Origin of the sequence: Halorubrum salinarum, from assembly GCF_013267195.1 — an archaeon.
Taxonomy (GTDB): domain Archaea; phylum Halobacteriota; class Halobacteria; order Halobacteriales; family Haloferacaceae; genus Halorubrum; species Halorubrum salinarum.
Genome location: NZ_CP053941.1, coordinates 2,615,322 through 2,637,308, shown reverse-complemented (window position 1 = coordinate 2,637,308; position 21,987 = coordinate 2,615,322). Strand labels below are relative to the sequence as shown.

The 21,987-nt window shown below is 71.9% G+C and carries 21 protein-coding genes; 10 read left to right on the top strand and 11 right to left on the bottom strand.

The features are described from left to right. Nucleotides 1-59 precede the first annotated feature (59 nt). A complete protein-coding gene (locus tag HPS36_RS13460; RefSeq protein WP_173230536.1) occupies nucleotides 60-1,580 on the bottom strand; it encodes a trehalase family glycosidase in 1,521 nt (506 codons plus the stop codon). A 156-nt stretch (nucleotides 1,581-1,736) separates the two neighbouring features. On the opposite strand from HPS36_RS13460, the gene HPS36_RS13455 reads away from it, so the two are divergent. Genes HPS36_RS13455 through HPS36_RS13445 form a run of 3 tightly spaced genes read left to right on the top strand, consistent with a single transcriptional unit; the run spans nucleotide 1,737 to nucleotide 4,725 of the window. Then, entirely contained in the window at nucleotides 1,737-2,786 is a 1,050-nt protein-coding gene (locus HPS36_RS13455; RefSeq protein WP_173230831.1) for an ABC transporter ATP-binding protein, read from the top strand. Between the two features lie 4 nt (nucleotides 2,787-2,790). Next, nucleotides 2,791-3,729 carry a carbohydrate ABC transporter permease gene (locus HPS36_RS13450; protein ID WP_137695016.1) on the top strand — a complete coding sequence of 313 codons (939 nt, stop codon included), beginning with the start codon at nucleotides 2,791-2,793 and terminating at the stop codon, nucleotides 3,727-3,729. 6 nt (nucleotides 3,730-3,735) lie between these two features. After that, nucleotides 3,736-4,725: a carbohydrate ABC transporter permease gene (locus HPS36_RS13445; protein ID WP_173230535.1), complete on the top strand. Its 990-nt coding sequence runs from the start codon at nucleotides 3,736-3,738 to the stop codon at nucleotides 4,723-4,725. A 58-nt stretch (nucleotides 4,726-4,783) separates the two neighbouring features. Here the strand turns inward: HPS36_RS13445 and HPS36_RS13440 are convergent, their stop codons facing one another. The 7 genes from HPS36_RS13440 to dacZ form a co-directional block, all read right to left on the bottom strand. Continuing rightward, nucleotides 4,784-6,313 (bottom strand): cryptochrome/photolyase family protein, encoded by a 1,530-nt coding sequence (locus tag HPS36_RS13440; protein ID WP_173230534.1) that lies wholly within the window; start codon nucleotides 6,311-6,313, stop codon nucleotides 4,784-4,786. A gap of 90 nt (nucleotides 6,314-6,403) precedes the next feature. Then, entirely contained in the window at nucleotides 6,404-6,850 is a 447-nt protein-coding gene (locus HPS36_RS13435) for a phosphate-starvation-inducible PsiE family protein (protein WP_173230533.1), read from the bottom strand. Nucleotides 6,851-6,936: 86 nt separating this feature from the next. Beyond that, a complete protein-coding gene (locus HPS36_RS13430) occupies nucleotides 6,937-9,378 on the bottom strand; it encodes a DEAD/DEAH box helicase (protein WP_173230532.1) in 2,442 nt (813 codons plus the stop codon). Between the two features lie 81 nt (nucleotides 9,379-9,459). Further along, complete coding sequence (locus HPS36_RS13425) at nucleotides 9,460-10,122, bottom strand: GNAT family N-acetyltransferase (RefSeq protein WP_173230531.1); 663 nt, start codon at nucleotides 10,120-10,122, stop codon at nucleotides 9,460-9,462. 75 nt (nucleotides 10,123-10,197) lie between these two features. Continuing rightward, entirely contained in the window at nucleotides 10,198-11,415 is a 1,218-nt protein-coding gene (locus HPS36_RS13420) for a PAS domain-containing sensor histidine kinase (RefSeq protein ID WP_173230530.1), read from the bottom strand. A 61-nt stretch (nucleotides 11,416-11,476) separates the two neighbouring features. After that, complete coding sequence (locus HPS36_RS13415; protein ID WP_137716262.1) at nucleotides 11,477-12,265, bottom strand: mechanosensitive ion channel domain-containing protein; 789 nt, start codon at nucleotides 12,263-12,265, stop codon at nucleotides 11,477-11,479. 3 nt (nucleotides 12,266-12,268) lie between these two features. Next, nucleotides 12,269-13,078, bottom strand: coding sequence for a diadenylate cyclase DacZ (dacZ, locus tag HPS36_RS13410; RefSeq protein WP_137716261.1), 810 nt, complete (start codon nucleotides 13,076-13,078; stop codon nucleotides 12,269-12,271). Nucleotides 13,079-13,240: 162 nt separating this feature from the next. Here dacZ and HPS36_RS13405 point away from each other — a divergent pair, with 162 nt between their 5' ends. The 4 genes from HPS36_RS13405 (at nucleotide 13,241) to HPS36_RS13390 (ending at nucleotide 17,229) form a co-directional block, all read left to right on the top strand. Further along, on the top strand, nucleotides 13,241-13,861 hold the full coding sequence (locus tag HPS36_RS13405; RefSeq protein ID WP_137716260.1) for a class I SAM-dependent methyltransferase: 621 nt from the start codon (nucleotides 13,241-13,243) through the stop codon (nucleotides 13,859-13,861). A 107-nt stretch (nucleotides 13,862-13,968) separates the two neighbouring features. Further along, complete coding sequence (locus tag HPS36_RS13400) at nucleotides 13,969-15,081, top strand: aldo/keto reductase (RefSeq protein ID WP_173230529.1); 1,113 nt, start codon at nucleotides 13,969-13,971, stop codon at nucleotides 15,079-15,081. Nucleotides 15,082-15,157: 76 nt separating this feature from the next. Next, nucleotides 15,158-15,874 carry a hypothetical protein gene (locus HPS36_RS13395; protein ID WP_173230528.1) on the top strand — a complete coding sequence of 239 codons (717 nt, stop codon included), beginning with the start codon at nucleotides 15,158-15,160 and terminating at the stop codon, nucleotides 15,872-15,874. Continuing rightward, nucleotides 15,874-17,229: a hypothetical protein gene (locus HPS36_RS13390; RefSeq protein WP_173230527.1), complete on the top strand. Its 1,356-nt coding sequence runs from the start codon at nucleotides 15,874-15,876 to the stop codon at nucleotides 17,227-17,229. The genes HPS36_RS13395 and HPS36_RS13390 overlap by 1 nt, the downstream gene beginning before the upstream one ends. Before the next feature lie 80 nt (nucleotides 17,230-17,309). Here the strand turns inward: HPS36_RS13390 and HPS36_RS13385 are convergent, their stop codons facing one another. Beyond that, the gene (locus tag HPS36_RS13385) at nucleotides 17,310-17,480 is read right to left on the bottom strand and encodes an HVO_0758 family zinc finger protein (protein ID WP_173230526.1); all 171 of its coding nucleotides are present in this window, start codon (nucleotides 17,478-17,480) and stop codon (nucleotides 17,310-17,312) included. Between the two features lie 173 nt (nucleotides 17,481-17,653). On the opposite strand from HPS36_RS13385, the gene HPS36_RS13380 reads away from it, so the two are divergent. The 3 genes from HPS36_RS13380 to HPS36_RS13370 all read left to right on the top strand — a co-directional run bounded on the left by HPS36_RS13380 (nucleotide 17,654) and on the right by HPS36_RS13370 (nucleotide 20,700). After that, nucleotides 17,654-18,838 carry an MFS transporter gene (locus HPS36_RS13380; protein ID WP_173230525.1) on the top strand — a complete coding sequence of 395 codons (1,185 nt, stop codon included), beginning with the start codon at nucleotides 17,654-17,656 and terminating at the stop codon, nucleotides 18,836-18,838. Between the two features lie 114 nt (nucleotides 18,839-18,952). Continuing rightward, nucleotides 18,953-20,140: a glycosyltransferase family protein gene (locus tag HPS36_RS13375; protein WP_173230524.1), complete on the top strand. Its 1,188-nt coding sequence runs from the start codon at nucleotides 18,953-18,955 to the stop codon at nucleotides 20,138-20,140. A gap of 2 nt (nucleotides 20,141-20,142) precedes the next feature. Further along, a complete protein-coding gene (locus HPS36_RS13370; RefSeq protein ID WP_173230523.1) occupies nucleotides 20,143-20,700 on the top strand; it encodes a DUF7109 family protein in 558 nt (185 codons plus the stop codon). Nucleotides 20,701-20,715: 15 nt separating this feature from the next. Here the strand turns inward: HPS36_RS13370 and HPS36_RS13365 are convergent, their stop codons facing one another. Together HPS36_RS13365 and HPS36_RS13360 are read right to left on the bottom strand one after the other, a co-directional pair. Continuing rightward, nucleotides 20,716-21,168 (bottom strand): DUF5804 family protein, encoded by a 453-nt coding sequence (locus HPS36_RS13365; protein ID WP_173230522.1) that lies wholly within the window; start codon nucleotides 21,166-21,168, stop codon nucleotides 20,716-20,718. A gap of 47 nt (nucleotides 21,169-21,215) precedes the next feature. Further along, nucleotides 21,216-21,932, bottom strand: coding sequence for an SDR family NAD(P)-dependent oxidoreductase (locus HPS36_RS13360; RefSeq protein WP_173230521.1), 717 nt, complete (start codon nucleotides 21,930-21,932; stop codon nucleotides 21,216-21,218). Nucleotides 21,933-21,987 lie beyond the last annotated feature (55 nt).

Here is a 21,987-nt window from a genome sequence, read left to right as displayed (position 1 = left end):
GTCGGCGGGGATAAGCGTTCAGAAGCGCGACGCTCTCGCTCGGGCGGCAGAGGAAGGGCCTACCGCCGAGCCGACAGCGCCGTGACGACGCCGTTCGTCCAGCCGAACCCGTACTGGGGTTCGTACTCGCCCAAGTCGGTCGTCTCTCCGACAGTGCGCACGTCGTACTTCTCCGCCATGCGGCCGGTCTCCTCGAACGACCGCCGCGCGAGGCCGACCCAGCGGTCCGCTATCTCGTCGGCCAGGTCGTCGTGCCCGTACCGCCGCAGCCCGGTGACGGCCATCCAATGGAGCGGGGCCCAGCCGCTGGGCGCGTCCCACTGCTCGCCCGTGGCTTCGAGCGTCGTCACGAGGCCGCCGGGGCGGAGGAAGTCCTCACGCAGCCGGTCGGCGACCGCGGCCGCCCGGTCGTTGGTCGCGGCGCCGGTGAAGAGCGGCGCGACGGCGGCGAGCGTGAGGCGGCCGGACGGCCGGCCGTCGACCCACGAGTGGTCGACGTAGAACCCCGCGTCCGGGTCCCAGCAGTAGCGGTTGATCGCCGTCCGCCGGTCGGCGGCGAGGTCGGCGTACCGCTCGCCGGCCTCGACCCGGCCGACCTTCGGGAGCCACTCCGCGAGGGCGGACTCCATCCCGAAGAGGACGGCGTTGAGGTCGACCGGCACCAGCTCGGTCGTCCGGATCGTGGTGAGGTCGTCCGCCGCGAGCCACCGGGAGCTGAAGTCCCAGCCCGACTCGCAGGCGGCCCGGACGTCGCGGAACAGGTCGGGCCGGTCGTCGACCGGGACCCGCTCGGCGAGCCGGCGGTCCTCGTGGTACGACTCCGGACGCGGGCGGGCGCGGTCGTCCCAGTACCGGTTGAGGACGGTCGCGTCCGCGAGCCCGACGACGCGGCGGTGCGCCGCGGGACCGCTCTCCCGGCCGACGCGGTCGGCCCCGTCCATCCAGAACTCGTGTTCCGTCCGGAGCGCCTCGACGTGGGGGGCGACCGCGTCGAACCCCTCCGCGCGCTCCAGCACGCGCAGCATGCGGTAGAACAGCGGGACCTGCGACCGGCTGTCGTAGTACGCCCGGTTGCCGAGGGGGACGAAGCCGAAGCGGTCGATCAGGGAGGCGATGTTCCCGACCATGCCGGCGATCAGGTCGGTCCGGTCGGCGGCCGCCAGCCCCTCCGCGGTGAAGTAGCTGTCCCAGTAGTACATCTCCCGGAAGCGACCGCCCGGGACGACGTGCGGGTTCGGGATCGGGACGACCGTCGAGCCGGCCGCGTCGTCCTCGAACGTCCGGGTCAGGGCGCCCCACAGCGACGAGACGTGGTCCTCCATCGACCGCGACGCGGTGAGGTCCGGAGCGGCGGCGACCGGTTCCGGCAGCCGAAAGTGGTCCTCGACGAACGACGCCAGTTCGAAGTCGGGCCGGTCGCGCGCGGACAGGTACCGTTCGAGAACCAGGTCGGGGGAGACGCGCGGCTCCGCGTCGACGAACCGCTTGTCGTCCTCGAAGAGGTCGCGACCCTGGACGGTGCGGAAGAGCTCGCCGGAGATCTGCGGAAAATTGGTGTAGTCGAAGAGACCGGAACTCATCTCCCCCACGTAGTGAAAGGATTGCTAAGTAATTATTGAATTAGCCGGACAGAGAACGGATAGCGGGCCCCTGCGGCAGTCTTCTTATCCATGGTCTATGATTAATTATAAGTGTAATAAATGAATACGGGCGGGTAGTCGATGACCCGCATTAGCATGCGATCGGTGAGCAAGTACTTCGACGGGGGTGACACGGTCGCAAACTACAAGCTGGACATGGAGGTGGACGACGGGGAGTTCGTGGTGTTCCTCGGGCCGTCCGGCTGCGGAAAGACGACCGCCCTCCGGATGATCGCGGGGTTAGAGGACCCGTCGGAGGGGGAGATCTACTTCGACGACGACCGGGTCGACGGGACCCCGCCCGCCGATCGCAACGTCGCGATGGTGTTCCAGAACTACGCGCTGTACCCCCACATGACCGTTCGGGAGAACATCGAGTACCCGCTGAAGGTCAGGGGGGTGCCGCCGGAGGAGCGGGACGAGCGGGTCGCCCAGGTCGCCGAGCTGCTCCACATCGAAGACCAGATGGAGAGCGACCCGGGCGAGATCTCCGGCGGGCAGCGCCAGCGGACCTCGCTCGCGCGGGCGATCGTCCGCGAGCCGTCGGTGTTCCTCCTCGACGAGCCGCTCAGTAACCTCGACGCGAAGCTCCGCTTAGAGATGCGCTCCGAGCTCAAGCGGATCCAGAACGAGCTCGGGATCACGACGGTGTACGTGACGCACAACCAGGAGGAGGCGATGAGCATGGGCGACAAGATCGTCGTGTTGAACGACGGGACGATCCGGCAGGTCGCCGACCCCGAGGAACTGTACGAGCGGCCGCGGACCACCTGGGTCGCGAAGTTCATCGGGTCGCCGCCGATGAACCTCTTCGAGGGCGAGAACCGCGACGGCACCGTCCAACTCGCCGAGGGCAACAGCCTCCCGATGCCGGCGGAGACGTCGTCGCAAACCGTCTCGGTGGGCGTCCGGCCGGAGGACATCGACGTGTCGACCGCGGCGCCCAACACGGACTGGACGGTGCCGGGCACGGTGAAGACGGTCGAACCGCTCGGGGAGTACGTGCTGGTCAACGTCGAGGTGGGCGGCTCCGTGGTGAACGTGAAGGTCCCGACGACGGACGCGGCGGCGGGAGACGGCGTTCACCTCACGTTCGACCCGAGCGACGCGTACCTCTACGACGGGGACGGGGAGCTGGTGGCCTGATACCATGTCCGTCGAATCGTACCTAGAGGACCGGCTCGACCGCGACGTGGACGGGGAGAAGCTCACCGCGATCCTCGTGTTCATGCTCCCCGGGCTCACGCTGTTCGGCATCTTCTCCGTCGGGCCGATGCTGTACTCGGCGGTCGGGAGCTTCTTCACCTGGGACGGGTTCACGATCGGGCAGTTCGCCGGGTTCGAGACGTGGATCGCGACGTTCAACGACGACGCGATCATCAACTGGGACAACCTCCTCGCGCTCCAGTACCCGATGGGGGCGCTGCCGCAGAACATCATCTGGATGGTTGTCCACGTCCCGCTGAGCACGCTGCTCGGCCTCGGGCTCGCGCTGCTTTTCGCCGACCTGCGCGGGCGGAGCATCCTGCGCTCGATGGTGTTCCTCGCGTTCACGACGCCGACGGTCGTGATCGGGCTCGTCCTCCTCTTCGTCTACGACCCGCAGGCCGGCATCTTCAACGGGCTGCTCCGGTCGATCGGGCTGGAGTCGGTGGTGCGGAACTGGGTCCAGGAGCCGCAGATCGCGATCTACGCGCTGATCGCGGGCGGCGTCTGGGTCCAGACCGGATTCAGCATGCTGTTGTACAGCTCCGCGCTCGCGGGGATCGACCCCGCGCTGCTGGAGTCCGCCCGCGTCGACGGCGCGGGGCGGTTCAGGCGGTTCAAGGACATCATCTGGCCGCTCGTCAAGCCCGTGACGGCGGTCGTGGTGATCATGAGCATGATCTGGGTGATCCGGATCTTCGCCATCGTCTACGCGGCCGGGGGGCCCTCGGGCGGTCCCGGCGGGGTGTTCTCCGTCCTCGGCTTAGAGGTGTACCAGGCGGCGTTCTCCGTTCCGATCGAGTACAGCAAGGCGATGGTCGTCGCGCTCATCGAACTGGTGATCGCGCTCCCGATGGCATGGTACATCGCGTCAATGGACTGATACACGATGACTGACACACACAACTCGGCCGATCCGACCGACGCCGGCGACGAACCGGAGTCCGCCGCCGACAGCGACCCGAAGACCGACGGCGGGCGCGTGTACCACGAGCCGCCGGAGACCGCACCGATCGCCGACCGGCCCCTCCCCGAACGGGTCCGCGCGGCGGTCCCCAGCGGGCCGCGCGCCCTCAGGTACGTCGTCGCGATCGGGGTCGCGCTCCTGTGGCTCGTCCCGCTCGTCGGGCTGTTCATGGCCTCCGTCCGCCCGCTCGACCAGATCATCCAGGGCTGGTGGAACTTCGAGACGTTCACCGTCACCTTCGAGAACTACGCCCGCGCGTGGACGTTCCAGTCCGGGCCGATGCGGCAGGCGATGCTGAACACCGCGATCGTCACGGTGCCGTCCGTCCTCGCCGTGACGCTGCTCGGGACGATGGTGGCGTACCCGTTCGCCCGCTTCGACTTCCCGCTGAAGACCGCGCTGTTCTTCCTGCTCATCGTGGTCATGGCGGCGCCGCCGGAGTTAGTGGCGATGGGCAACTACAACACGCTGCGGACGACCGGCCTGTTCGACACGTACATGGGGCTCATCCTGGTCCACATCGGCTGGGGGATGGGATGGGTCGTCATGTTCCTCCGGAACTTCCTGCTGGGGCTCCCCGAGGAGCTGGAGGAGGCCGCCCGGATCGACGGCGCGTCGCGGTACCAGATATTCAAGTCGATCGTGTTGCCGTACTCCGCCCCGGCGCTCGTCTCGGTGGCGGTGATCCAGTTCACGTGGGTGTGGAACTCCTTCTTCTTCCCCCTCGTGTTCATGCGGTCCCGCGAGAACCAGCTCGCACCGCAGGTGCTGCCGCTGATGAAGGGGCGCCTCCAGATCGACTGGGGGCTCGTCGCCGCCGGCTCGGTGCTGACGATGATCGTCCCCATCGTCCTGTTCGTCACGCTCCAGCGGTACTACAAGCAGGGGATGGTGGCCGCGGTCGCCGACTGAGCCGGCGTCGGCGCCCCACGTTCGGTCGCGGGACGAACGCGCTCTCTGCGCCGCGGTCTCAGTCGTCCGGGTCCTCGCCGCGCGCTCGCTTGTACATCGCGAGGGCCGCCTCGCGCCGCTCCGAGTGGTCCACGATCGGCGACGGGTACTCCGGCGCGGCGTTCGCGCGCTGGGTGGGCGACAGCTCGTGCCACTCGTGGATCAGGTCGGCGTCGAGCCCGCGGAGCTCCGGGACGTACTCGGTGATGTACTCCGCGTCCGGGTCGTAGCGCTCCCCCTGCGTCATCGGGTTGAAGATGCGGAAGTACGGCTGCGCGTCGGTCCCCGTCGAGGCCGCCCACTGCCAGCCGCCGTTGTCGTTGGCGGTGTCGTGGTCGGCGAGGTGCTCGCGGAAGTGGTCGTAGCCGTGCCGCCAGTCCGCGAGGAGGTCCTTCGTGAGGAAGGAGGCGACGATCATCCGCACCCGGTTGTGCATGAACGCCTCCTCGCGGAGCTGGCGCATCCCGGCGTCGACGATGGGGTACCCCGTCTCGCCGCGCTTCCACGCGGCGATCTCCTCGGGGTCGTCGCGCCACTCGATCCCCTCCTCGTACTCCTTGTAGTTCTCGGAGACCACCTCCGGGTTGTGGAAGAGGACCTGCGTGTAGAACTCCCGCCAGGCCAACTGCTGTTGGAACTCCTCGACCTGCTCCGGGGCGTCCTCGGGCCGCGAGTCGGACTCCGCCTCGGCCATCGCTTCCTCGGTGGCCGCGTACGCCTCGCGGACGCCGATCTCGCCGTACTTGAAGAACGCGGAGAGCCGCGATGTCGCCTCCCGGGCCGGGTAGTCGCGCTCGGCCTCGTAGGCGAACACGGCCTCGTCGAGGAAGTCGTCGAGGCGCTCCCGGGCCGCTTCCGTCCCCGCGGGGCCGACCGCCGCGTCCGGTTCCGCGAAACCGAGGTCCGCGGGCGTCGGGAGGTCGCCGACCGCCGCGCCGAGCGTCGCCGCCTCGCCGCCGTCGGCGACCGCGCCCGACGCGTCCGCCCCGTCGACGGCGTCGGCCGCGTCCGCGAGCCGATCGGTGTCAGCCAGGCCCGCCTCGGTCGGCACCGGCGCCGGGTCCGCTTTCTCGCGGTCGGTCCACTTCTTCCAGTAGTAGCTGTACACGGAGTAGGGATCGCCGGCGTTCGTCCGGATCGCGTCGGGGTCGTGGAGGACCGCGTCGTGGTGGGCCTCGCGCGCCACGTCGACCGCGTCGAGCGCGCGTCGCACGCCGGCGTCGCGCTCCCTGGCGAGCCCGGAGTAGTCGCGGTTCCAGACGACGCGGTCGGCGTCGAGCGCCGCCGCGAGCCGCGGGAGGACGGTCTCCGGGTCGCCGCGCGCGACGAGCAGGTCGCTCCCGCGCTCGCGGTAGTCGTCGCGCAGCGCGGCCAGTCCGTCGAGCAGGCGCCGCACGCGCACGTCGCTCGCGTGGTCGAGCACGTTCGGATCGAAGACGAACACGGGCGCTGCGGGGCCGCGGTCGGGGTCGTCGCCCGCCCCGCTCGCGGCCGCCAGCCCGACGTTGTCGGCGGCTCTGAGGTCCCGTCGGTACCAGAACAGCTCCATGGGATCGACACGGGCGCGTCCACCGTGAAACCACCGGGAGCGGCGCGGGGGTCTCGGCCGGCAGCGGGCGGCGCTCCGGTCGCGCCGCGATCAGAGTTCGAGGCGGCCGGGGACGCTCACCCGGTCGAGAAGGAAGTAGCCGACCGTGAGCGACAGAACGAGGACGCCGAGCGCCGCGGCCGCGAGCAGCGCCTCGTCGCCCCCGCCGTAGTCCTCGAGCCGGAAGCTGATCACGCGCCGGGAGACGGCGATGATCGCCGCGCTCACGACGATGCGGAGGACCGGCTGGCCGCGCGCGTAGGCCACGAGCGTCCGGTGGACCTCGACGATGATCAGGAGGAGGAGGACGCTGTCGAGGAGCGCGACCACCTCGGCCGGGTCGGTGAAGTTCCCCGCGACGAGGAGCCGGTACAGCGAGACGAACAGGTCGAACACGCCGATGAGGAACAACAGCAGGAGGAAGTACGCCGCGCCGAGGACGAGCCACTCCATCGCCCGGGCCGCGGGGTCCGCGGCGTCGTCGAGGTCGAGCGCCATCGACGGAACGCTCGACGCCCGCGGGCAAGTCACTTTGGGTGCGCTGTGAGGTGGACGGGAGAAGTCCGGGCGGCCCGCCCGCCCCGTCAGTCCGCCTCGCCAGTCAGCGATTCGAGCAGGCGGACGGCGGGCGCCTTCGCCAGCGGGTCGTTCCCGTTGCCGCAGTGGGGCGACTGGACGCAGGCCGGGCAGCCGCCCTCGCAGTCGCAGGTGTCGATGAGCCGCGCCGTCCGGGTCATCAGCTCCTCGATCCGGCGGTGCCCGCGGCGAGTGAGCCCGACGCCGCCCGGGTACCCGTCGTAGACGAACACGGCCGGCCCCTCGGTGTGGGGGTGGTGCGGCGTCGAGATGCCGCCGACGTCGGCGCGGTCGCAGAGCAGGTGGAACGGGAACAGCGAGATGATCCCGTGTTCGGCCGCGTGGATCCCGCCGTTGAACGCGTACTCGCCGCCCGGGATCGGTTCGCCGTCGGCGTCGTCGCGTGCGCCGTCGGAGGGCTCGCCGCCGTCGGCGCTGACCTCGGGGTCGCCCGCGTCCTCGCCGTCGAGCGCGTCGCCGAGCCGGCGCATCTCGCGCTCGACGTCCCGGGGCACCGGGAAGTACAGCGCCTTCGTCCGCAGCGTCGTCTCCGGGAGGTCGAGCGTCGACTCGCCGAGGGACTCGCCCGTGGCGGCGTCCTTCCGGACGAAGCCCGTAATCTGCTCGGTCACCGTCACGTCGGCGAAGCGGACCGGCACGTCCTCGCGCGCCGAGAGCGCGCGCTCGTCGAGGTCCTCGTTCACGACGATGTCCTTGTCCGACCGCACCTGCGTGTAGTAGTCCGCCCACGACTGCTGGAGCTCCGCCACGTCGCGGTCGAGGTCGAGGTCGACCACCTCGTAGGTGCGGCCCTGCTGGTGGTAGATGGCGCCGGGGTGGGCGTCGCGGAGCGCGTCGGCGAACCCGAGCGTGGCGACCGTCTCGCCGCTCGACCGCTCGATCAGCGATATCTCGCGCTCCTCGGCGGTGCGGAGGTTCACGGACTGTTGCGGGCTCGACCCCCCGGCGTGGACCCAGCGCGTCCCCTTCGCGGCCTCGCGCCGGTTCAGGACGCCCTCGTCGGTGAGGTCGGCCACCACGCCCGGGAACGAGTCGCCGAAGAACCACTCGTCTCCGGGCGAGAGCCAGTTCTCGTCGGCCGCGCAGGCGACGTGGCCGGGCATGAGCTGGCCGTTCTCCGGGTCGCAGATCGCGTCCTCGGGCGGCGCGTCGAAGAAGTCGCTCGGGTTCCGCATCAGGTACTGGTCGAGCTGGTCCTCGCCGCCGACCATCACCACGAGGGCGGGGTCGTCGCCGCGACCGGCCCGGCCCGCGCGCTGGTGGGCCGACATCCGCGTGCCGGGGTAGCCGTCGAGGACGACCGCGTCGAGCCCGCCCACGTCGACGCCGAGTTCGAGGGCGCTCGTCGACCAGACGCCGCGGAGGTCGCCGGCGTGGAGGTCGGCCTCTATCTCCCGGCGCCGGTCGTCAGTGAGCGCCGCCTGGTACGCGCCGACCCTCCCGGCGAGGTCGCGCTCGCCCCGCTCCCGGAGGTCGCTCGCGCTGTCGGTCGCGTACTGCTCGGCGGTCTGTCGCGCCCGCGTGAACGCCAGGGTCTGCGCGCCCGCCGTCACGAGGTCGACGAACAGCCGCTTCGACTCGGTGTGGCTCGACTTCCGCCGGCCGCTCCCGCGTTCCTGGCAGTCGTCGTCGTACTCCGGCGGGTTCCACAGCACCCAGTCGCGCGGCCCGCGCCCGGAGGTGTCCTCGTCGACGAGGGCGATCCCCTCGGGGTCGCGGCCGGTGACCGTCGCGACGTGGTCGACTGGGTTGTTGATCGTCGCCGAGCAGCAGACGAACTGCGGCGACGAGCCGAACCGCTCGCAGGTCCGCGCGAGCCGGCGGAGGGTCAGCGCGACCTGCGACCCGAACACGCCGCGGTAGCTGTGGACCTCGTCGATCACGACGTACTCCAGCGACGAGAAGAACCAGTCCCAGAGGCGCCCGGCGTACGGCAGCAGCGCGTAGTGGAGCATGTCCGGGTTCGAGAGGAGGACGGTCGGGCGGCGGTCGCGCACGTCGCGCTTCTCCGACCGCGAGAGCCGCCCGGTGTAGGAGTCGACCGAGACGCGGCTGCCGAAGCCGAGGTCGGCCGCGAGGTCCGACAGCGACTCCTCCTGGTCGGCGATCAGCGCGTTCTGCGGCCCGAGGTAGAGCGTCCGCCCGCCGTGGTCCGTCGCCGCCTCGAACGCGGGCACGGTGTACGCGAGCGACTTGCCGCTGGCCGTCTCGGTCGCGAGGACGACGTCGTCGCCGTCGCGGACGGCCCCGATCGCGTCGGCCTGGTGGCGGTAGAGCCGGTCGATCCCGCGGTCGGCGAGCGCGTCGGCGAGCCGGGGTTCGAGGTCCACGTCGCCGAACTCGGGCTCGCGCGCCGGGAGCCGCCGGTGGTCGGCGATCTGTCCCTCGTAGAAGGGGCGGTCCCGCAGCCACTCGATGGCGTCGTCCACGGTTACGGTACCCTGGGGTCGGCGGGGCCTAACGGTTGCGGTGACGGCGGTCCGGAGAGCGGGCCGGGCGGCCGCCTCGCCTCAGTCGTCAGCCGGAGATCGTCCGGGGCCGCCGTCACGGGGCGAGAGGTCGACCGCCGGCTCCGCGGGCCCCTGGCGGGCGAGCGGCGGCCAGCGGACCTCGGTCGCGATCGGCTCGTCGAGGTCGAGCTCCATCCGGAGGTCGCCGCGCCGCTCGGCGACCTCGAAGCCGACCGTCCGGTAGACGCTCCGCGCGACGCGGTTGCCGGTCTCGACGTGGAGTTCGAGCCCCTCGCGGCCGGCTGCGGCGGCGTTGGCGATCACGTGCCGACACAGCTCCGTCCCGACGCCGCGGTCCTGCGCGGCGGGGTGGACGAAGACCGCGAGCTCAGGGACCGCGGCGTCGGTCGGCGTGTACATCGCGTGGCCGAGCAGCTCGCCGTCCCGCTCTGCGACGACGTTGTTCGCCTCGCCGAGCATCGTCTCGACCCAGTCGGCGCAGCGCCGCCGGCTCACCGGCGGGAGGCCCTGCGCGCGGTGGGCGCGGTCGAACGCGTCGTACATCTCGGCGAGGAACGGCTCGTCTGCGTCTCTCGCCGGGCGGATCGTCCAGCGCGTGCCCTCCTTGTCGACGAACCGCGGACAGCGCGGGGGGCAGTGGGGCGTCCCCTCGCACTCGCTGCCGTCCCAGCCGTCGCAGGCCGCGGTGGCGTCGTCGTTCATACGCGGGTATCGATCGTCTGGTAAGTTATATCGTGAGACCGGATCCCACGAGGTGGGAACGTCCGGGCGGCGCAATCACCGACGGAGGACGACGGTGATCGCGGTCCCGCCGGCCTCGCTCTCCTCGACGCGCAACTCGCCGCCGGAGCTGCGGACGATCCAACGGACCAACCAGATCCCCATACCGGTGCTGTGTGTGAGCTGCGTCTCGTCCGAGCGGGTCAACACCTCCCGCTCGTGCGCCGGGAGCCCCGGGCCGTCGTCCGCCACCGTGAGGAGCGCTCTGTCCCCTTCCTCCCGGACCGCCACGCGTACCTGGGGGGACGGTCCGCAGTGCTCGACCGCGTTCTCCAGCAGGTTGTCGAGCGCGTACGGGAGCAGCTCGTGGGCGACGGCCTCGACGACGTCCGGTCCCCCGACGCTGAACGCGGCGTCGCCGACGGCGGTATCGAATTCGCGGACTCGATCGCGGGCGAGCGCCGACAGGTCGAATGTCGTCCGGCTCGCTTCGCCGTCGGACTCCTGAAGCCGCTCGGCGCGTCTGGCCGCGTCGCTCAGGTCGACGATCTCTGCGAGCCGCCGCTCCATCGCCGCCACGTGCGGGTCGTCGTCGGGTCGCTCGGCCGCGAGCGCTTCGAGGTGACCCAACACGACGTTCACGTCGTTGCGAATGTTGTGCCGCAACACACGGTTGAGCACGGTCAGTCGCTGTTCGCGGCGCTTCCGCTCTCCGACGTCGGTCGCGACGTACGTGGCGCCGGCGAAGTCGTCGTGTCGATCGCGGAGGGGGGCCGCCCAGAACCGGATGTCCACCAGCGAGCCGTCTCGGTGTGGGTGGCGTGTTTCGACTCCCGTGAGTCGCTCGCCCCGTTCGAGCCGCGAGAGGGAGTCGCCGAACGGCCCGCCCGCGTCCGCCTCCTTCGAGACGAGGCGACCGCCGAGCGCGTCCGACTCCGTCCAGCCGAACAGCCGCTCGGCGCCGTCGTTCCAGAGCTGGACCGCACCCTCTGCGTCGACGACGACGATGGCGACGGGCGCGACCTCGACGACGGAGACGAGCCGGTCGAAGAGGAACTCGATCGCGTCGGTGAGGACGACGGCACCCTCCCGGCGGCCGAGCTGCTCGTTGAGCACGGCGACGAGCTCCGTTATCAGCCGTTCAATCAGTTCGTCGCGACCCTCGGACGCGCTGGACTCGTACGCACGTAACAGGCGCTTTCGGGCCTCGTCGTGCCCCTGTGTCACCAACACGTCGAACAGGGCACCGACGAGCTGTTCCTCCTGTCGCCTCATTTTAGGCGGGCCTAAAACACAGTCGGGTAAGTGCGTTCCGAACTCGGCGCCGCCGCGCGAGTCACTCCCGGATCAGCACGATCCCTTCGCGGAACACCGCGTGGTTCGGAAGGACGTGCTCCTCCCCGTCCGTCTCGATGTGGGTGACGAAGAGGTCCACCTCCTGGACGACGCCGCGCTCGCCGGCGACCCGTACCTCGTCGCCGATGCCGTACGGCTGGCGGAGGAGGAGGAAGACGCCGGCCGCGGCCGAGGCGACCAAGTCCTTCGTCGCGAGCGCGGCGAACAGGACGACCGCGAACGCGTACGCCGCGAGCAGCACGATGAGCGCGAGCGTCTGGACGCCGACCTGGCCGAGCGCGATGAGCGTCGCGACGTACACGACGCTGTACTTCACGAGCGTCGGGAGCACGCCGAGCTCGGGGAGCTTGATTCCCCGGAGGCGCTCGGCGACGAGCAGCTCCGCCTTGTCGCCGACGACGATACCGACGATGAACACGACCACGGCGACGAACAGCCGCGGGAGGAACGCGGCGACCCCCGACCAGAACTGTTCGAGGTAGTTCACGTCCGCGACGGTCAGGGCGACGATGACCGTGACGGCGAGGATGAAGTAGCTCGACAGCTGCGCCAGGATCCGCACCGTCGAGGTGTCGAACTCGCGGGCGGTCCGCTCGAAGGCGGTCCCCTCGATCACCTCGGGAACGCCGGCGCGCCGGAGGAGTCGGCGGTTGATCACGCCGGTGAGGTACGCCAGCACGAGCCCGAGCGCGAGCACTCCGAGCGCCAGCCAGATCCGGTACGGGACGTTCGCGACGAACTCGGGGACGGAGATCTGGGCCGCGGACATCGCTCAGTACTCCTCCGGATCGATCTCCAAGACGAGTTCGCCGGCCTTGAACGCCCGGACGAGCCCGTCCGACTCCGAGAGGACGATGGCGGTCGCGTTGGTGTCGCGGGTGATCGCGCCGCCCGCCATGTGGCGCGCGCCGAGCCCCTTCGGGATGTCGACCCCCTCGGCCGCGGGTTCGAGGTAGCGGTACGCCGAGACGATCTTCCCGGAGTCGGAGACGACGAACGCGCCGTCCAGCCGCGAGAACTCCTTGAGCATGACGTTCACAATGGGGTCGCCGACGTGGACGTGGCTCTTCTCGAAGGGGTTGTACGACAGCGGCCGCGACTTGTTCATCACCTTCCCCGCGTCGCCGACGACGAACAGCGCGCCGACCGGCTTGCCCTTCTGCCCCTTCTTGCCGAGTTCGATCGCGACCTCGAACACGTCGCGGATGACGCTCGGCTCGGCCCGGGAGTTGGCGAACAGGTCGTAGATGCCGGTGTGGATCCCCTCGTCGACGGTGACGCGGACGACCGCGTCCGAGCCCCCGTCGAACACCGACGCGACGCAGGCCACCTCGTCGCCCTCCGCGAGGAGGTCCGCGTCCATGGCGCCCTCGATGCCGAACCGGATCCGGTCTTTGACGTTGTCGAAGGGGAGCGGCAGTTCGACGAACGTCTCGGCGTCGACGTCGTTGTCGGGCGCGACGACGACGACCTCGGTCCCGTCGTCCGCGAACGGCTCGTAGAAGGAACTCGTCGGCGAGAACAGCAGGACCGCGTCCACATCGGCGACGAGGTCCGCCAGGTGGTCGGTGAGCGAGGCCATTACCACGTCTGACACGAGGAATCCGTATAGTCGTTGCGTCGTGCGTGCGTCTGACGCAGGGGCGCGGTCGGCGTTGCTGCCCTCCCGGGTCACGTCCGCCGCCGGCGTCCGCGCCTGGACGCCGTTCGACGGCGTTTTAGGTCTCTGTCCGCGGTGGCACACGTGGAACCCAACGCCGTCCGAGACTCGTGGACGAACCGGGCGGGCGAATACTCACCGCGCTACTACGCGCACTACGGGCCGAACGAGACGAGCGAGCGGATCCGCGAGGCGCTGACAGCGCACCTCGACCGCGACGCGGCCGTCCTCGAACTGGGGTGCGGCTCGGGGCGGCACCTCGATCACCTCGCCGCCCACGGGTTCGACGACCTCTCGGGCGTCGACATCAACGCCGACGCGTTCGACGCGATGCGGGAGACCTACCCCGACCTGGCCGCCGACGGGACGTTCCACTGCGGCGCGATAGAGGACCTCGTCGGCGAGTTCGAGGACGGGGCGTTCGACGCCGTGTACTCGGTCGAGACGCTCCAACACCTCCACCCCGACGTCGAGTGGGTCTTCGAGGAGATCGCGCGGATCACCGACGAACTCCTCGTCACGGCCGAGATCGAGGAGCCGGCGGGCGAGGCGGAGGCGGCCGACCCGGACGTGAACTACGTCGACGACGAGACGCCGCTGTACTACCGGGACTGGGGCGAGGTGTTCACCTCCCTGGGGCTGATCGAGGTCGACGTGGTCCGCGGCGACAGGGACACCGCCCGGACCTTCCGCGTGACCGACTGACTCGCGCCGTTGGCGGTCCGATCGGTGCGGCTCGCGCGGCGGTTTGTCGAACGCGACGAGCCGCCCTCCCGCGCGACTTTTACCCGCGAGCCGACTACCCCGACCACATGGCGACTCGCGAGGCCCTCTGGGGGTACCGGAACCGGTTCGGCGACGCCTTCGGGCGCACCTACTTCCGGCGCTTCGGCCCCGGCGTCGTCTCCAGCCTCGGGATCGGGACGTACCTCGGCGAGCCGACGCCCGCGGTCGACGACGCCGCCCGCGAGTCGATCGGACTGGCGCTCCGGTCGGGGGTAAACCACGCCGACACCGCGGCCAACTACCGCTGCGGGCGCGCCGAGCGCGTCGTCGGCGAGGCCCTCCGCGAGGCGCCCGTCGACCGCGAGTCGGTCGTCGTCGCGACGAAGGGCGGCTTCCTCCCGTTCGACGGCGAGCGTCCTCCGGACCCGAGCGCCTACGTCCGCGAGCGCTTCGTCGAGCCGGGGATCGTCGACCCGGGCGACCTCGCGAACGGCGCCCACGCGATGACGCCGGCGTACCTGGAGTGGTCGCTGGACCGCTCGCTCGACCGGCTCGGCCTCGACTCCGTCGACTGCTTCTACGTCCACAACCCCGAGACGCAGCTCGCCGTGCGCTCGCGGTCCGAGGTGTACGACGCGCTCGAAGCCGCCTTCGAGGCCCTCGAACGCCGGCGCGCCGCGGGCGACGTCGGCGCGTACGGCGTCGCGTCGTGGAGCGCCTTCCGCGTGCCGCAGGGGGCCAACGACTACCTCTCGCTCGCCGAGGTCCTCGCCCGCGCCGAGGCGGCCGGCGAGGCGGTCGGACCCGACGACGACCACGGGTTCGCGGCGGTCCAGCTCCCGTTCAACGTCGCGATGGCCGACGCGTTCACCCGGCGGAACCAGCCCGCGCCGCCCGGCGCCGACGCGGACGGGCCCGTCTCGACGCTCACGTTCGCTCACGAGGCCGGGCTCTCGGTGGTGACGAGCGCGAGTCTCGGGCAGGGCGACCTGGCGATCGAGGGCGCGATTCCCGCGGACGTGGACGCGACGCTCGCGGGGGAGACGCCGGCCCAGCGCGCGCTCAACTTCGCGCGGAGCGCCCCGGGCGTCACCGCCTCGCTCGTCGGCACGACCGACCCCGAGCACGTCCGCGAGAACGTCGCGGCCGGCACCTTCGACCCGCTCGGCGCGTCGGCGTTCGACGCCGTCTTCGAGTGAGGCGGCGGCGCGGGGGCGGATCCGGCGGCGGTCGCGCGCCACAAGACGTTTGTTCCGACCGGCGCAACCGGGCCGTATGTCCCCCACGCGACGAGCCCTCCTGAGTAGCGCCGCACTCGGTGCGGTCGGCGCGCTCGCCGGCTGCTTCGGCGGCGACCCGGCCGACGACTCCGACCCCGTCGCCCGGTCGTCGTCCGCCCCCGGAACCGACACGGACCCGACCGTGCTGAAGGTGCGGAACGACTGGCGGGAGCCCGTTCTCGTCGAGGCCGGAAGCGGCGGCGAGGACGGAACTGACGGCGGCGTCGCGCCGGACGACGACGCGAGCGGCGACGACGCCGACGGCCCCACCGGAGTCGGGAGGGAGCTCGTAACGACGGCCGGGCGGGCCGCCCGGATCCGGGCCGCGCCGGGCGTCGCCGACGAGGACCGGCGGCGGGTCCGCGCGTTCCTCGACGAGACCGACTACGACGCGGAGACGGTGTACGTCACGCCGGCCGGCGTCCGCTCCTGCCAGCGGCTCGAAATCCACTCGGTGTCGTGGCAGCCGGGGCGGGTCGAGTACGAGTACTGTCGCGAGCTCAGACCGCCCGACGCGGCGTGCGAGGCCGGTACCAGGGTCACGCTGGCGCTGCTTTTCCGGCTCCCGGTCGCGCTCGACGAGCGGATCCGCGGCTCCGGCTCCAGCGGGCGGTCGCCGTGCCGGACGACGGACACCGAGTACGCGGTTATCGAGGAGAACGCGACCGTGCCCGGGAACGCCACCGCCACCGACGAGTGGGGTGACTTCTGATGGCCCGACGGCTCACCCGTCGCGGCGCGCTGGCCGCCGCCGGCGGAGTCGCGCTCGGCTCGCTCGCCGGCTGCCTCGGCGGCGGGGGCGACCCGCGGTTCTGGGACGACCCGCCGTCGCTCGACATCGAGGCCGTCCCGCGGGAGTTCGACGGGTCGGTCCCCGAGCGTCCGCGGCTCGTTCCCGTCGACGTCGAGCCCGCGGTCGCGAGCGCGTTCGCGGACCGCGTCGACCGCCTCCTCTCGCCGATTCCCGAGCCGCTGACGGCTGAGACGCTCCCCAACGGCGAGTTCCGCGAGCAGATCGCGACCGAGCGGACGGCGGCCCGCGAGGCGCTGCCGGGCGGGCCGGCGTCGCTGACGCCGCTGGAGGCGGTCGAGCGGTACGCGACGGCGCGCGAGCACGCCGCGACCGCCGTCGGCACGTGGGCGGCCGTGACCGTCGATGGCGATCCGACCGCGGTGGCCCCGGATCTCGGAACGGTGCGTCGCCGAGCGTCCGAGACGCTGCGGGAACTCCCCGGTCCGGCCGCGGACCCGCTCGCGGCCGCCGCGGTGTACGGGCCGATGGAGCGGTGGTACGACGTGGCGCGCCGGCGGACGCTCGTCGGCGGCGGCGTGGGGCCCGCCGACCGGGCGAACCCGCTTCGGACGGGGGACGCGATCGGCGACGTCGAGCGCGTCCAGGCGCACGTGGAAGCGGGCCGGTACCTCCGCGACCGGTACGCGGCGTCGCTCGGCGATCCGGCGTCCGTGGCCGAGCCGCTCCGCCGCGAGATGAGCCGAATCGGCCGCGAGGTCGGCGACCGGCTTCGCGAGCTCCACGGCGAGGGCGTCGAGGACCTCCGACATAACCCGGGCACCGAGGCGTTCGTCGACGAGCGGGCGGTCGAACGGGGCGCGCCGAGCGACGCCCTGCTGTCGAGCGCCGTGTACCGGAGCTTCGACGGCATGTGGTTCGACCCGGTCGCGTTCGGCGACTACGAGCCCGACAACCCGGCGACCGGGCTGACCCGGACCGCGCTCGCGTGGACGCGGCTCCGTGCGCTCGACGCCGTGGCGTCGCGGGTCGAGGAGGGCGACGCGATGTTCCCCGACGACCCGGCAGCGATCGGCGACGCGCGCGAGGGGGCCGTCGAGTCGGCGTCGTCGCTCGCCGGGAGCGAGAACCCACTTGCTCGGTGGCTGGCGACCGAGTTCCTCGCGCTGTTCGACGAGCCCGACGGCGCCGTCGCGGCGGCCGACCGGACCGTCAGGTCGACGGTCGAGGCGTACACGCGGTACCGGTGGATCGAGATCGTGACGGGCGAGGCGCTGGCGGTTGCGGCGTCGGTCGCGGACTCGTTCGGCTCCTGAACGGGCGCGAGCGGGAGAGCAAGGAGAGCGACGGTGGGGCGGGGACTCTGACGGCGGGTCGGCGTCTCGGGCGCGCGGCCTCAGCGGAGTTCCTTGTAGCGCGCGCCGCACTCCGGACAGATCCGGACCGAGAACACCTCGTCGGGGTCGTTCTCCTTCTTCAGGACCTGGTCGCAGTCGGCGCAGTTGAGCCGCTCGTAGGTGTCCTTGACGAGGTCCCCGTCGCGGAGCCCCTTGCGCGTGGATTTCATACCCGGGGTTTGTCGCCGGGGCGCATAAAAACCCTGTACGACATCGGTCTGACGACTTCGGCGAAACCGCGGGCTGGCGGGGCGGTACGGGCTCCCCCGCCGCGGTTGAATCCTCTCGGCGTCCGACCGGGCGCTTTCGCAACGCTTGTGTCCGGGCGCGCGGAATCGCCGCCGTGTCACGGACCAGGCTGTTCGGATCGCTGTGCGCGCTGGTCTTCCTCGTCAACTTCGCCCGGGTCGTGTTCGCGCCCCTCGTGGGCGAGTTCATCGACGCGTTCGGGATCCGCGAGGGGACCGCCGGGCTCATCGTCACGCTCGCGTGGCTCGGCTCGGCCGCCCCGCGGCTCCCCGCCGGCTGGGCGCTCACCCGGTTCACGCGGCGCCGCGTGATCGTCGTCTCCGGCGCGATGCTGACCGCCGGCGCGCTCGGCGTCGCGCTCGCGCCGACCGTGCTCGCGCTCATGGTCGCCGCCTTCGCGGTCGGGCTGGCCTCCGGCGTCTACTTCGTCGCCGCCAACCCGTTCATCTCGGAGCTGTTCCCCCAGCGCGTCGGTCGCGTGATGGGCGTCCACGGCATGGCCAGCCAGCTCTCCGCAGTCATCGCCGCGCCCGCGGTCACCGTCGCGCTGTGGTACGACTGGCGCTACGCCTTCTACGCGCTCGCGGTCGCCGCGGCCGCCAGCACGCTGCTGTTCGTCGCGCTCGCGAAGCGGACCGACCTCCCGGACGCGGGGGCCGGCGACACCGACTTCCTCGCGGCCGCCCGCGGCGAGTGGAAGCTGATCCTCGCCGGGGTCGTGCTGATGGGCCTCACGAGCTTCGTCTGGCAGGGCCTGTTCAACTTCTACGAGCTGTACATGATCGACAAGGGGCTCCCCCGGGCGACGGCCCGGAACCTCCTGACCGTCATCTTCGCCGCCGGGGTGCCCGCCTTCCTCGTCTCGGGCGACCTCGCGGACCGGCTCCCGCACGTGCCCTACCTGCTCGGCATCGTCGCCTCGTTCGTGGGGGGCGTCGTCCTCGTGGTCCTCGCGCAGGGGCTCGCGGCGGTGATCGCCGCGAGCGTCGTCGTCGGGTTCGCCATCCACATGCTGTTCCCGGCCGGCGACACGTACCTGCTGGCGTCGCTGCCGGACGAGTCGCGCGCGTCGGCGTACGCGATGTTCTCGGCCGGGATGATGTCCACGCAGGCGGCGGGCTCTTGGGTCGTCGGCGAGGCGATCGAGGCGGGCGCGGGGTACGACGCCGTCTTCCTCGCGCTCGCCGGCGGGCTGGCGCTCCTCGTCGCCGGGTACGCGGCCCTCTACCGCCTCGGGCGCGTCCCGGGCGGGGCGGCGGGTTCGACGCGGACGGTTTGACGCGGCGGCGCGGCCCCGCCGGCGACGGGACCGGAGCGCGGGGCCCGTTCGAAGCGGCCGAACGGGTCGGGGGTACCGCACCTGTTTTGGGCGTCGCTCCCGTGTGATCGGTAAATGGAGTACGTTCAGGAGCGCGTGACGACCCTCCACGCGTTGACCGACCACCGGCCCGACGCCCCGACGGACCGCGCGGCGGTCGTCGTGCCGATGACCGAGCGCGAGTACGGGACGCTCGCGGCCGAGCGCGTGCTCTCGACGCTGGAGACCGTCGACCCCGCCCGGGTCATCGTCCCCCTGCGGGCGTCGGCCGACCGCGCCGGGCCGTTCGCCGACTGGCTCGACGGGTTCGACCTCGACGTCGAGACGCTGTGGTGCGACGGGCCCCGACTCGCGTCGCTGCTGGAGGCGCGCGGCCTCGACGGCGAGCGCGGCAAGGGCCGCGACGTGTGGCTCGCCCTCGGCCGCGCGCTCGACGAGGAGTTCGTCGTCGTCCACGACGCCGACACCAAGACCTACTCGCCCGCGTTCGTCAACCGCCTGCTGTTCCCGCTGGGGCGCGGCTACGCCTTCTCGAAGGGGTACTACGCCCGCGTCGAGGACGGCTCGCTGTACGGGCGGCTGTTCAGGCTGTTCTTCCGGCCGCTGGTCCGCGCGCTCGGCGACGCCGCGCCCGGGCGAGAGCCGGCCGTCCTGGAGTACCTCTCGGCGTTCCGCTACGCGCTCGCCGGGGAGTTCGCGGCGACGAGCGACCTCGTCTCGCGGCTCCGCGTCCAGCGCGGCTGGGGGCTGGAGGTCGGGACGCTCGGGGAGGCGTTCGGCCACGCCGGCTTCGCGGACAGCGCCCAGGTCGACCTCGGGCGCTACGAGCACGACCACCGATCCGTGGAGGGGCCGACCGGCCTCGCGGACATGAGCCGCGCGGTCGGCGAGGCGACGCTGCGCGCGGTCGAGGACGCGGGCGTCGACGTCGACTACGACGGCCTCGCCGACCGGTACCGCGACGCGGCGGCGACGTTAGTCGACGGCTACGCCGCCGACGCCGCGTTCAACGGCCTCTCGTACGACGCCGCCGACGAGCGCTCGCAGGTGGCGACCTACGCCGAGGCGCTCGGCGAGCCCGGCCCCGACACGCGGCTCCCCGCGTGGCAGGACGCGCCGGTCGACCCCGACGAGGTCCGAGAGGCCGCCGGGGAAGACCTCGAGGCGGTCCGCGGCGACGCCTCGGGAGGCAACGGGAGCGACGCCGTCGGCGGCTCGGCGACCGACGACGGACACGCGGAGCCCGCGCCGGGGGAGGACTGACGATGGCGGACGCGAGCGGGCCGAGCGTCGCCGCGCGCGACGACCTCGCGGGCGTCGTCGACCTGTTCGGCTGGCTCACCCGGGCGGAGCTGTCGCGCGCGCTCTCCGAGCTGGCGTTCAAACAGCGGACCGAGGTCGACGAGGACGCCATCGACGCCGCCATCGACCTCGCGGTCGCCGAGTACGCGCTCGTGCCGGCGCCGAGCGGCGCGCTCTCCGGGGGCGGCGCGGACGACATCGCGAACGGCGACGGAGGGGCAGGCGAGGAGGGGAACGACGAGTCGACCACGCTCGCGGTCGGGCCGGCCGCGTTCCCGACGCTCCCGGCGGGCGCCGAGGACCTCCCGCACATCCTCGACGTGCCGGACCGCGAGGTCGACCGGGAGGCGCTCGCGGACGCGGTGCTCGAACGGCTGCGGGAGGAGGCGGTCGAGGCGATAGGCGCGGGCGACGACGACCGCCTGGAGACGCTCGCTGACGTGACCTACGACGTGGAGGCGTGGGCGCCGGTCGACGTGGACCCGGTCCGGACGCGGATCCTCGCCGAGGTCGACGAGTGACGGAGAGGGACCGGCCTACCCCGAGAACTCGGACTCGCTCACGCGGACGACGACGGTCTCCTCGACGTCGCGGAGGTCGTACTCGGGCGTCTCGCCCTGTCGCCGGCGGACGAAGAGGGGCTCGACCGGGCGCCCGTCGACGAGCCCGAACACCTTCAGGTGCTGGTCGGTCTCCTCGGGCGGCACCTCGCCGTCGCGGACCTCGCGGGCGAGGTCGCGGGAGAGCCACTCGTCGGTCGCGACGGACGGCTCTAAGACGAGCGCCTCCGCGACGAAGCGGACGAGGTACCAGTCGAGGTCGTTGAGCAGGGAGACGGCGGCGCCGAGGCTCACGGTGTCGACGGCGACGCTGTTCTCGAACGGCTCCTCGATGTCGTAGGTGGCGAGCGCGTCGCGAGCCGTCTCGCGGGAGAGCAGCTCGTAGGAGAGCTCCACGTCGGGGTCGCCGAGGAGACACACCCGCGTCATGCCCGGGGTTCGGACCGGGCGGCGCAAATCCGTTGCGGTCGGCGACGCTACCAGGGGATCCGCTCGCGGTCCTTCCAGAGATGGCCCGCGGGGCTCCCCGGCGCGAAGCGCGCGAGCCAGACCGGCGTCTCAGCGCCCTTCGACGGGGTTCTCGGGGCCTCGTCGCCGCCCATATCCGTCCGGACCCACCCCGGCGAGACGGCGTTCGCGATGAGACCCCGGTCGCCGTACTCCCCGTCGAGGTACGCGGTCAGTCCGCCGACGCCGACCTTCGAGAGCCGGTAGGCCGGGTAGCCGCCGCCCATCTGCCCCTCGGTGAACTGCCCCAGCCCGGACGAGAGGCTCACGACGCGACCGCCGGTTTCCTCCAGCAGCAGCGGCAGCGCGTGCTTGGTCAGGACGACCGGGCCGCGGAGGTTGACGGCCGTCGTGCGGTCGAAGTCCGAGAGGTCCATCTCGTGGAGCGGCCCGGACCGGGGGAACACGCCCGCGTTGTTCACGAGGACGTCGAGCGAGCCTTCCTCGCGCCAGATCCGGTCGACCGCGGCGCGGACCTCCTCGTCGTCGGTCACGTCCAGGCGGACCGCGCGCTGGTCCGCCGCGGTCACGTCGTCGGGGTCGCGCGCACCGGCGTAGACGGTCGCGCCCAGGTCTGCGAGTTCCGCGGCGATCTCGGCGCCGATCCCGCGCGTCGCGCCCGTGACGAGGGCCACGTCGTCGGTCAGGTCGGCCTTGAGGTCGACGTCGGTCGGGGTGTCGGCCATGGCGATCGCTACGGCGCCTCGCCTGTAGAAACCTCGGGCGGACCGCCGCCAGTCG

Excerpts from the sequence above, each read along its gene's own strand:
- HPS36_RS13375 (WP_173230524.1), top strand. The coding sequence starts at position 18,953 with ATGGAGTACGTTCAGGAGCGCGTGACGACCCTCCACGCGTTGACCGAC.
- HPS36_RS13435 (WP_173230533.1), bottom strand. The coding sequence starts at position 6,850 with ATGGCGCTCGACCTCGACGACGCCGCGGACCCCGCGGCCCGGGCGATG.
- HPS36_RS13385 (WP_173230526.1), bottom strand. The coding sequence starts at position 17,480 with ATGAAATCCACGCGCAAGGGGCTCCGCGACGGGGACCTCGTCAAGGAC.
- HPS36_RS13360 (WP_173230521.1), bottom strand. The coding sequence starts at position 21,932 with ATGGCCGACACCCCGACCGACGTCGACCTCAAGGCCGACCTGACCGAC.
- HPS36_RS13445 (WP_173230535.1), top strand. The coding sequence starts at position 3,736 with ATGACTGACACACACAACTCGGCCGATCCGACCGACGCCGGCGACGAA.
- HPS36_RS13370 (WP_173230523.1), top strand. The coding sequence starts at position 20,143 with ATGGCGGACGCGAGCGGGCCGAGCGTCGCCGCGCGCGACGACCTCGCG.
- HPS36_RS13415 (WP_137716262.1), bottom strand. The coding sequence starts at position 12,265 with ATGTCCGCGGCCCAGATCTCCGTCCCCGAGTTCGTCGCGAACGTCCCG.
- HPS36_RS13425 (WP_173230531.1), bottom strand. The coding sequence starts at position 10,122 with ATGAACGACGACGCCACCGCGGCCTGCGACGGCTGGGACGGCAGCGAG.
- HPS36_RS13455 (WP_173230831.1), top strand. The coding sequence starts at position 1,737 with ATGCGATCGGTGAGCAAGTACTTCGACGGGGGTGACACGGTCGCAAAC.
- dacZ (WP_137716261.1), bottom strand. The coding sequence starts at position 13,078 with ATGGCCTCGCTCACCGACCACCTGGCGGACCTCGTCGCCGATGTGGAC.
- HPS36_RS13460 (WP_173230536.1), bottom strand. The coding sequence starts at position 1,580 with ATGAGTTCCGGTCTCTTCGACTACACCAATTTTCCGCAGATCTCCGGC.
- HPS36_RS13390 (WP_173230527.1), top strand. The coding sequence starts at position 15,874 with ATGGCCCGACGGCTCACCCGTCGCGGCGCGCTGGCCGCCGCCGGCGGA.
- HPS36_RS13400 (WP_173230529.1), top strand. The coding sequence starts at position 13,969 with ATGGCGACTCGCGAGGCCCTCTGGGGGTACCGGAACCGGTTCGGCGAC.
- HPS36_RS13420 (WP_173230530.1), bottom strand. The coding sequence starts at position 11,415 with ATGAGGCGACAGGAGGAACAGCTCGTCGGTGCCCTGTTCGACGTGTTG.
- HPS36_RS13395 (WP_173230528.1), top strand. The coding sequence starts at position 15,158 with ATGTCCCCCACGCGACGAGCCCTCCTGAGTAGCGCCGCACTCGGTGCG.
- HPS36_RS13450 (WP_137695016.1), top strand. The coding sequence starts at position 2,791 with ATGTCCGTCGAATCGTACCTAGAGGACCGGCTCGACCGCGACGTGGAC.
- HPS36_RS13440 (WP_173230534.1), bottom strand. The coding sequence starts at position 6,313 with ATGGAGCTGTTCTGGTACCGACGGGACCTCAGAGCCGCCGACAACGTC.
- HPS36_RS13365 (WP_173230522.1), bottom strand. The coding sequence starts at position 21,168 with ATGACGCGGGTGTGTCTCCTCGGCGACCCCGACGTGGAGCTCTCCTAC.